Consider the following 6542-nt stretch of genomic DNA (forward strand, 5'->3'; position numbering starts at 1 on the left):
GGGGCCGCGTGCCCGTGCGGGGCCGCGTGCCCGTGCGGGGCCGCGTGCCCGTGCGGGGCCGCGTGCCCGTGCGGGGCCGCGTGCCCGTTCGGGCCGGCGGCGTCGTCCGTCACAGGTGGTCCGCCGTCGCCGCGAGAAACCCGTCGAACCTGTCGTTGTGGATCACGTGGCCGCTGCCCGTGACCGTACGAACGGTGAAACCACCTGCCGCCAGCCGCGCGGCGGCCCCCGGAGGCACGACCGGGCTCGGGTCCGCCAACACCACCAAGGTCGGGACGCGTGGCGGGTCGGGCTCGAAAACCCGTTGGGTTCGCACGAGTTCGGCCGTCGTCGGGTCCCACCGCGCCAGGGAATCGATCGTGGCCCGTCGCGCCTCGGCGGCCCAACCGGGGTGGTCCGCGGCCACGTCCTCGGCCGTCAGCCGCTTGCGGGCGGCAAAGACCGACGCGAGCGTCGCACTGCCTGCGGACCAGGCCGGGTCCTCGAAGATCAACCGCTCGGGACGGATCCGCCCGGCGGCGAGCGCGAGCAGTCGACCCCCGAGCGAGTGCCCGACGGCGAGTTCGGGGTGTAGGGGAACCGCGTCCGCGAGGGCGGCGGCCATCGCGTCGAAGGAGTAGGCGTCGTGGCGCGGGCTGAGTCCGTGCCCGGGCAGGTCGGGCGCCAACACGCGATACCCGCGCCGCGCCAGTTCCGGGCCCACCCGCCACCACCCACCCGAGTCCGCGCTTATCCCGTGCACCAGAACCGCCACCCGCCGACCACGCCCCCACTCCCGCACGTGCAACCCGGAGGTCGGGGCGGCCGAGGCGATCGGGGCGGCCGGGGTGACCGGGGCGTGCGGTGTCGCGCGTTCCGTCGTCATCGTCATCATCCTCTTCACAAAGCGTTCCGGCAGATATCTCGGATCCCGGATATCCGAGATCTGAGATGTTTATACTGCGGGAATGAAGCTCTCGCAAGGGGTCGAGTGGGGACTGCACTGCGCCACGCTCTTGGCGGTGGCCCCCGAAGGTGTCACGGTCCGCCGCGACGGGCTCGCCGGGCACTACGGCCTGCCCGACGCCTACCTGGCCAAACACCTCCAGGCGATGACCCGCGCCAGCGTACTGCTCGCCATGTCGGGTCCGAAGGGCGGCTACCGCCTCGCCCGCCCGTCCGGCGCCATCACCGTGCTGGACATCGTCGAGGCGATCGAAGGCGCCGCGCCACCGTTCGTCTGCCAGGAAATCCGCCAACGCGGCACCGGCGCCCTCGAACCCGAACAGTGCCTCAAGCCCTGCGGCATCAACGCCGTGATGACCCGCGCCGACCAAGCCTGGCGCGCCACCCTGCGCGCGGTAACCATCGCCGACCTCGTCGACCAACTCCCCCCAGGAGTCCAGGAACGCAACAGAACCCTGATGTCACATCCCGGCTGACCGGGGCCGAGGCACCACACGTGGAATCCCACTCACCGAACGGACGCTCTGCCGCCGATCGAACCGTCCGGTGGTCGAGCCGTCCGGTGGTCGAGCGTTCAAAACCTGTCGGCCGTGTGGAGCTTGGCCGTCTGGTCCCGCTCCACCTTGCGTAGCCACATCTCGGTGACCGGGTCCGGGATTTGCAGCCAGACACGCATGACTTTTCCCCGACCGTCCCAGTCGCCCACGACATCGAACCCGCCGTCACAGAGATACGCCGCCATGGCCACGACATCGAGTCCGTACGTCTGCCGCAGTGGTCCTTGACGCCGGCGCTCCGACGCCCGCCGTGCCGCCGCGTCCGTGGCCGCTGGGATATTCGGCCGGCGAGGGTCACGATCGTGAACGGCGACCCTGAGCCACGTCGGCTCGCCGCTTCTGCGCGGATGCCAGTCGTACCAAAGTGTGATGCTCGCGTGCGTACCGTCCGCGTGTACGGTCGCGTTCGTGACCAGTTCCCGAATCGCGTCGTCCGCGTACTGCCGTAGGCGCGGGTCGGCCAACAGACAGAACCGTTCGTAGAACCCGTAGACCCCACGCTCGATGGTGTGCGCGACTGTCCAGGGATCGCGCGTCGGCCCAATGCGCCACCATGCCGACTCCCACCCTGATGGGTCGTCAAGGGGGTGCGGTTTCTCCGGCCCGACGAACTCGTATTCGGAAGCCGACTCGCCCTCGGCGGGGCCGGCTTGGTGTGATAGCACTGCCATGAGCAGCACGTTATGGGGGCTTCTCGCCTGACCCGCTGGATGATTCTCGCTTATTCTCCTGAGACTCCGCGCGCTTCCACATCCTTCTTACGAAGAAGGCAGGGACCGCCTTGCGCGTGCGATGACATGTTGAGCGCCCTGCCCGAACACCGCTGAATCTGCGAGCATCTGCCAGACTCGTAGGTACAGGGCAACGTTCTCACCCTCCTCCAGCCACAGTTCCGCATGCCAGTCCTCGGCGATGACCAACCGGTCGTCAAAGACCCAAAAAGCGTTGGCCGGTGGGATCTCGAGACGGGCCCCCAGCGGAATGAATCCGAGCCGGACGGTGTCCATGCCGATCACGCCTGCGAGGCGATCGAGTTGACCAAGCATCACCGCAGGCGGACAGACGAGCGTGGACAAGGCCGCCTCGCTCATGACGATGTGGAACTGCTTGCCGGGAGCGTAAAGCACATCCTGACGACGAATACGGGCACGTACCGCGTCGTCGAGGTCTCGCACCGACTGGTGTAGCCGTTGATACCCCGCGAAGATATGCCGCGCATACTCCGCAGTTTGCAGTACGCCGACGATCATCGCGCCTTCCCATGCGCGCATCACATGCGAACGCTCGTACTCGCTACGCAAAGCGTCCTGCACCGGCGCGTGCCCGGCCGCGAGTTGTCGCCGCCAGGATCGGTAATGCGTCTCCAGGGTGCGTAGACGGGCCACCAGTTCCGACGCGGCGGGGCTACCGGTTCCGCGAGCCCAGGCCCGAACGTCGTCCTCGGTCGCAGTTTGGCGGCCCGTCTCAAGCTTGCTGATCTTGGATTGCGGCCAGCCCAGCCGGTCGGCAAGGTCTCTGCCGGTCAGGTGGGCGTCAACCCGCAGCTCACGGAGACGACCGCCCAACAGCACTCGGGCCTGCTGAAAATCTGTACTCACATAGCGGAAGTTACTTGAGTCGCGAACTCCTCGAAGGGCAAGGCGTGATGCCAGGCGGCGTCCCGGATCTGGCACGCCCGACCGACCTCGACCGGGTCCGTCACCAGTTCCACGCCGACAAGAGCGTCCCCGTCGAACAGCAGACAGGCAAGCACGCGGGAATCGAACAACCAGAAATCCTCTCGCGGAAGTTGCAGCCGCTCGGCGTCGGCACGCCACAACGAACGAACGGTCTCACCGACGGCTGCGTTGCGACGGGCCCCGTCGAGTAGGTACAACTGGCCGATCGTCGGAGGGTTGTCCATGATTCGCACGCGCTCGAATCGCTTTCCCTGTGCCGACTGCTCGCGACGCGACGCACACCACGCGTCGTCGAGGTCGTAATCGGCCGGTTGCCCATCAACGAATCGACGATAGGTGTCCGTTACTTCGTCGTCTCGATACGCCCGCCGGGTCTCCAGACGCCAAGCAGTGTGCTCGAACGTCTCGAACATGGCATCGAACTCGTCAAACCCGATGATCACCGGTACCCGCTCGGCGTCCTTCGGTCCGAACATCGCAAGCAACTCCCTTGGTACCGCCACGAGCCCCTCGTGCGGCTCGACGTTGCGCAACTGGTCCGTGTCGGCAGGATCGATCAGCGCCGTTCCCTGCACCACAAATTCGCCTGTGTCCAGGTCCTCGTAAAGCGTCGGGCAACCGTTGTTACCCGAGTTGGTCCCGACGTATCGCAGCCGCCTTGCCATCATGTTCCCCTGGTTCGACCCGAAAGCGTTGCTTCACAGCATTGACCTCACGACCCGATCCGTCAGCAAGACAACGAAAGACGTGAATAGGGGTAGACACACGGGAGCCTGTGAGTGGCTATCGGTCGCGCCTACCGAAGCTTCCTGGTCGGCGCCGGGTGCAGTTCGGTGGCTTCGGTTCGATGCTTTCGGTTCGGTGCCTTCGGGTCAGTGGTTTCGGTTGGGGGGTGGGCTCGGGTCGGTGGGGAAGGCTCGGGTGCGGGTTGCCGGGTTCAGGGACATCGCGTTGTCGAGGAGGGCCTCCAGATCGGGGTCGGGCCAGGGGCGGCTGTCGGTCAGTGGGACGCGGTGGCGGCCGGTGGCGATGTCCTTCAGGATGTCGGTCGGATCGACGTCGGGGCCGGAGGCCCGGCTGGTGGAGGGAGTCACACCGGTCCAGGCCCAGCGGATCGACGCGCCGAGGCTGTACGTCTCGGCCGCGGCGGTCGGTTCGATGCCGATGTCGGGGGCTGTGTCGAGGAGTTGCCGGGCGGTTTCGGGGGCGGTGGCGTGGTCCACTCCGCCGCGGTAGGGATACGGCAGCGGCAGGAGTTCACGGTGGTGGGTGAGGTCGTGGTCGATGAACTCGATGTCGCCGAGGTCGGTCACCACGATGTTGCCCGGGTGCAGGTCACCATGCCGCCAACCGGCGGCATGCAGCCGGTCCAGCCGGTCGAAGGCCCGGTGGGCGTGCTTCGAAGTGAGCCGAGCGCCCGCGTGGACGGCGGTCCGTGACGAGACCCCGGGCAGGCCCTCGCACCCGGTCGGGCCCTCGCGCCCGGGCCGACACCAGTCCCACAGCGTCGCCCCCTCCTGCCAGCCGATGGCCGTCCACGTGCCCTCGCCCACGCGTCCCTGATCCGTCGCGACACAGGTCAGACCCGCGTCGCGCAGCAGGGCCAGCGCCCGCACTTCGTGGAGCAGCGGGGCCGAGTCGGCCGCCGACTCCACCGTCTTGATCTTCCAGTGGGCGGTGCGCCACGACGTGGTGTGCCGCGGGGTCAACGGACGTGGTCGGTCGTCGATGTGCAGTTTCTCGACGGCGGCCGAGACGAGCGGGTCCATGATCACATCCTCCCCCGGGCCGGCCTCCCCGCAGTGGAGGAGGTGTGTGAGTGGACGGGCCCGTCGACCAGAAGCCGGGCGATCGCCTGCGCGATGGGCAGGTTCGTGTGCGCCTGGACGAAGCCGAACTCGCCGGTGCAGTTGGTTTCGAGGTACCACCAGCCGCGGGCGGTGACGACGAAATCGAGGGCGGCGAAGGTCAGGCCGAGGTCGCGTACGTGCGCGACGCAGGCCCGCTCGACGTGGGCGGGCATCGTGATCGGCGCGTAGTCGGCCGTACCGTCGGGTGCCATCCGCCAGTCGAGTTCGCCGTCGGTGGTGATCGCCGCCGCGAACACGTGGTCGTCGACGACGGTTACCCGCGCGTCGTACATCCGGTCGTCGACGAGGTCCTGAAGGTAGTGGATCGTTCCTGCTATCCGGTCGAGATCGTCCGAGAGGCGGATCCGGGTGGTGGGCACGAGCGAGGTGTGGCGCTGGGTGAGCGCCTTGAGCACGACCTTGTCGTCATGGTCGGCGATGAACGCGCGGGCCGCGTCCGGATCGCTGGTGAACAGAGTGTCGGGCACGGTCAGTCCCACCCGGGCGGCGGCGGCCAGTTGGGTGGGGCGCAGTCGCGAACCGGCGACGACCGTCGGATCATTGCACCACACCTTGAGCGGCTGGGCCTTGAGCAGGCCGAGCAGCGCGGTGGTGTTCTCGTCGGCGCGCCACCGCTCGTCGGCGAGGTCGTGGCTGTCCGGCCGGGTGGGCTTGCGCCAGTACACGGCGCAGTGTCGGTCCAACGACACCGCACGGCCGCGATGGCACAGGGCGGTGCGCCAGTGCCCCGCGGCGTAGCGGGCGGTGATCTCGATCTCGTCGCGCAGGCGCCCCGGGTCCAGGCGCAGCACGGTGGCGCGGCCGCCGAGATGACTCACCACCAGGTCTGCGGTGAGGTCCTGCTCGGCGGCAACAACCACGACGTTGGGGCCGTCGTCAGTCATCCTTGTGGATGCCGCTTTGGTCCTGGGTGCCGGTGTAGTCGGCCACCAGGAAGGGGTCGGCCGCTCGGATCAGGAGCGTTCCCCCCGGGGTGACATTGGCGCCGACGTCCGGGTCGTAGCGGTGCTCGGGCAGCGGACGCGCGCTCCGGGTCGGCGGTTTGGCTCTGCGATCGAGGATCAGCGGTTGCGTCATGAGTCGATTCCTGTCCGTTCCGTGAGTCGTCCCCGTCCGGGTGGTCGGGGTACGGGAGGGCGACCGATGGGAATACGGAGCGTCCCGAGACGCCGTCTTTCCAGTGAACACTGGTTCGTTGCCTGCCACTTCGAGTCGGTGCCAGGTTCCGGCGACTGTTGCGATACCGATTCGAAGGCGCCCGAATCCTGTGGATTTCTCCGATTCGGGCAGGCGTTTCTCACCGGCCCCGCATCTTTAAGAACGCATGACCCATGTCCTGGGTTTCATGCGCGGGGTGTGACGTTGTCCGAACCGGCGGTCTCTCGGCCGATGTCTCCCAATTGGGAGACACGCGGATACAGCTCGACCACGCACCGTGACGAAAGCGCGCCGGGCCGGACGACGTGATCACGTCGTCCGGCCCGGCGCGC

At 67.9% G+C, this 6542-nt stretch carries 8 protein-coding genes; 1 reads left to right on the top strand and 7 read right to left on the bottom strand.

Features of this window, described 5'->3' with window-relative positions:
• Positions 1–109 precede the first annotated feature (109 nt).
• A complete protein-coding gene (locus GT354_RS13245) occupies positions 110–865 on the bottom strand; it encodes an alpha/beta fold hydrolase (RefSeq protein WP_161356507.1) in 756 nt (251 codons plus the stop codon).
• Positions 866–947: 82 nt separating this feature from the next.
• Between GT354_RS13245 and GT354_RS13250 the strand changes: the two genes are divergently transcribed.
• Entirely contained in the window at positions 948–1421 is a 474-nt protein-coding gene (locus tag GT354_RS13250) for an Rrf2 family transcriptional regulator (RefSeq protein WP_161356508.1), read from the top strand.
• Between the two features lie 98 nt (positions 1422–1519).
• Here GT354_RS13250 and GT354_RS13255 read toward each other — a convergent pair whose 3' ends face one another.
• The 6 genes from GT354_RS13255 to GT354_RS13280 form a co-directional block, all read right to left on the bottom strand.
• Entirely contained in the window at positions 1520–2173 is a 654-nt protein-coding gene (locus GT354_RS13255; protein WP_161356509.1) for an ATP-binding protein, read from the bottom strand.
• An 87-nt stretch (positions 2174–2260) separates the two neighbouring features.
• The gene (locus GT354_RS13260) at positions 2261–3100 is read right to left on the bottom strand and encodes a helix-turn-helix transcriptional regulator (protein WP_161356510.1); all 840 of its coding nucleotides are present in this window, start codon (positions 3098–3100) and stop codon (positions 2261–2263) included.
• On the bottom strand, positions 3097–3846 hold the full coding sequence (locus GT354_RS13265) for a DUF6879 family protein (RefSeq protein WP_161356511.1): 750 nt from the start codon (positions 3844–3846) through the stop codon (positions 3097–3099). Before GT354_RS13265 ends, GT354_RS13260 begins: the two co-directional genes overlap by 4 nt.
• 207 nt (positions 3847–4053) lie before the next feature.
• Entirely contained in the window at positions 4054–4950 is an 897-nt protein-coding gene (locus tag GT354_RS13270) for a hypothetical protein (protein ID WP_161356512.1), read from the bottom strand.
• A 2-nt stretch (positions 4951–4952) separates the two neighbouring features.
• Complete coding sequence (locus GT354_RS13275) at positions 4953–5936, bottom strand: hypothetical protein (RefSeq protein WP_161356513.1); 984 nt, start codon at positions 5934–5936, stop codon at positions 4953–4955.
• The gene (locus GT354_RS13280; protein ID WP_161356514.1) at positions 5929–6129 is read right to left on the bottom strand and encodes a hypothetical protein; all 201 of its coding nucleotides are present in this window, start codon (positions 6127–6129) and stop codon (positions 5929–5931) included. Before GT354_RS13280 ends, GT354_RS13275 begins: the two co-directional genes overlap by 8 nt.
• Between the last annotated feature and the right edge of the window lie 413 nt (positions 6130–6542).

Source organism: Streptomyces sp. SID3343, from assembly GCF_009865215.1.
Taxonomy (GTDB): Bacteria; Actinomycetota; Actinomycetes; order Streptomycetales; family Streptomycetaceae; genus Embleya.

Excerpts from the sequence above, each read along its gene's own strand:
- GT354_RS13280 (WP_161356514.1), bottom strand. The coding sequence starts at position 6,129 with ATGACGCAACCGCTGATCCTCGATCGCAGAGCCAAACCGCCGACCCGG.
- GT354_RS13255 (WP_161356509.1), bottom strand. The coding sequence starts at position 2,173 with ATGGCAGTGCTATCACACCAAGCCGGCCCCGCCGAGGGCGAGTCGGCT.
- GT354_RS13265 (WP_161356511.1), bottom strand. The coding sequence starts at position 3,846 with ATGGCAAGGCGGCTGCGATACGTCGGGACCAACTCGGGTAACAACGGT.
- GT354_RS13275 (WP_161356513.1), bottom strand. The coding sequence starts at position 5,936 with ATGACTGACGACGGCCCCAACGTCGTGGTTGTTGCCGCCGAGCAGGAC.
- GT354_RS13270 (WP_161356512.1), bottom strand. The coding sequence starts at position 4,950 with ATGGACCCGCTCGTCTCGGCCGCCGTCGAGAAACTGCACATCGACGAC.
- GT354_RS13245 (WP_161356507.1), bottom strand. The coding sequence starts at position 865 with ATGACGACGGAACGCGCGACACCGCACGCCCCGGTCACCCCGGCCGCC.
- GT354_RS13250 (WP_161356508.1), top strand. The coding sequence starts at position 948 with ATGAAGCTCTCGCAAGGGGTCGAGTGGGGACTGCACTGCGCCACGCTC.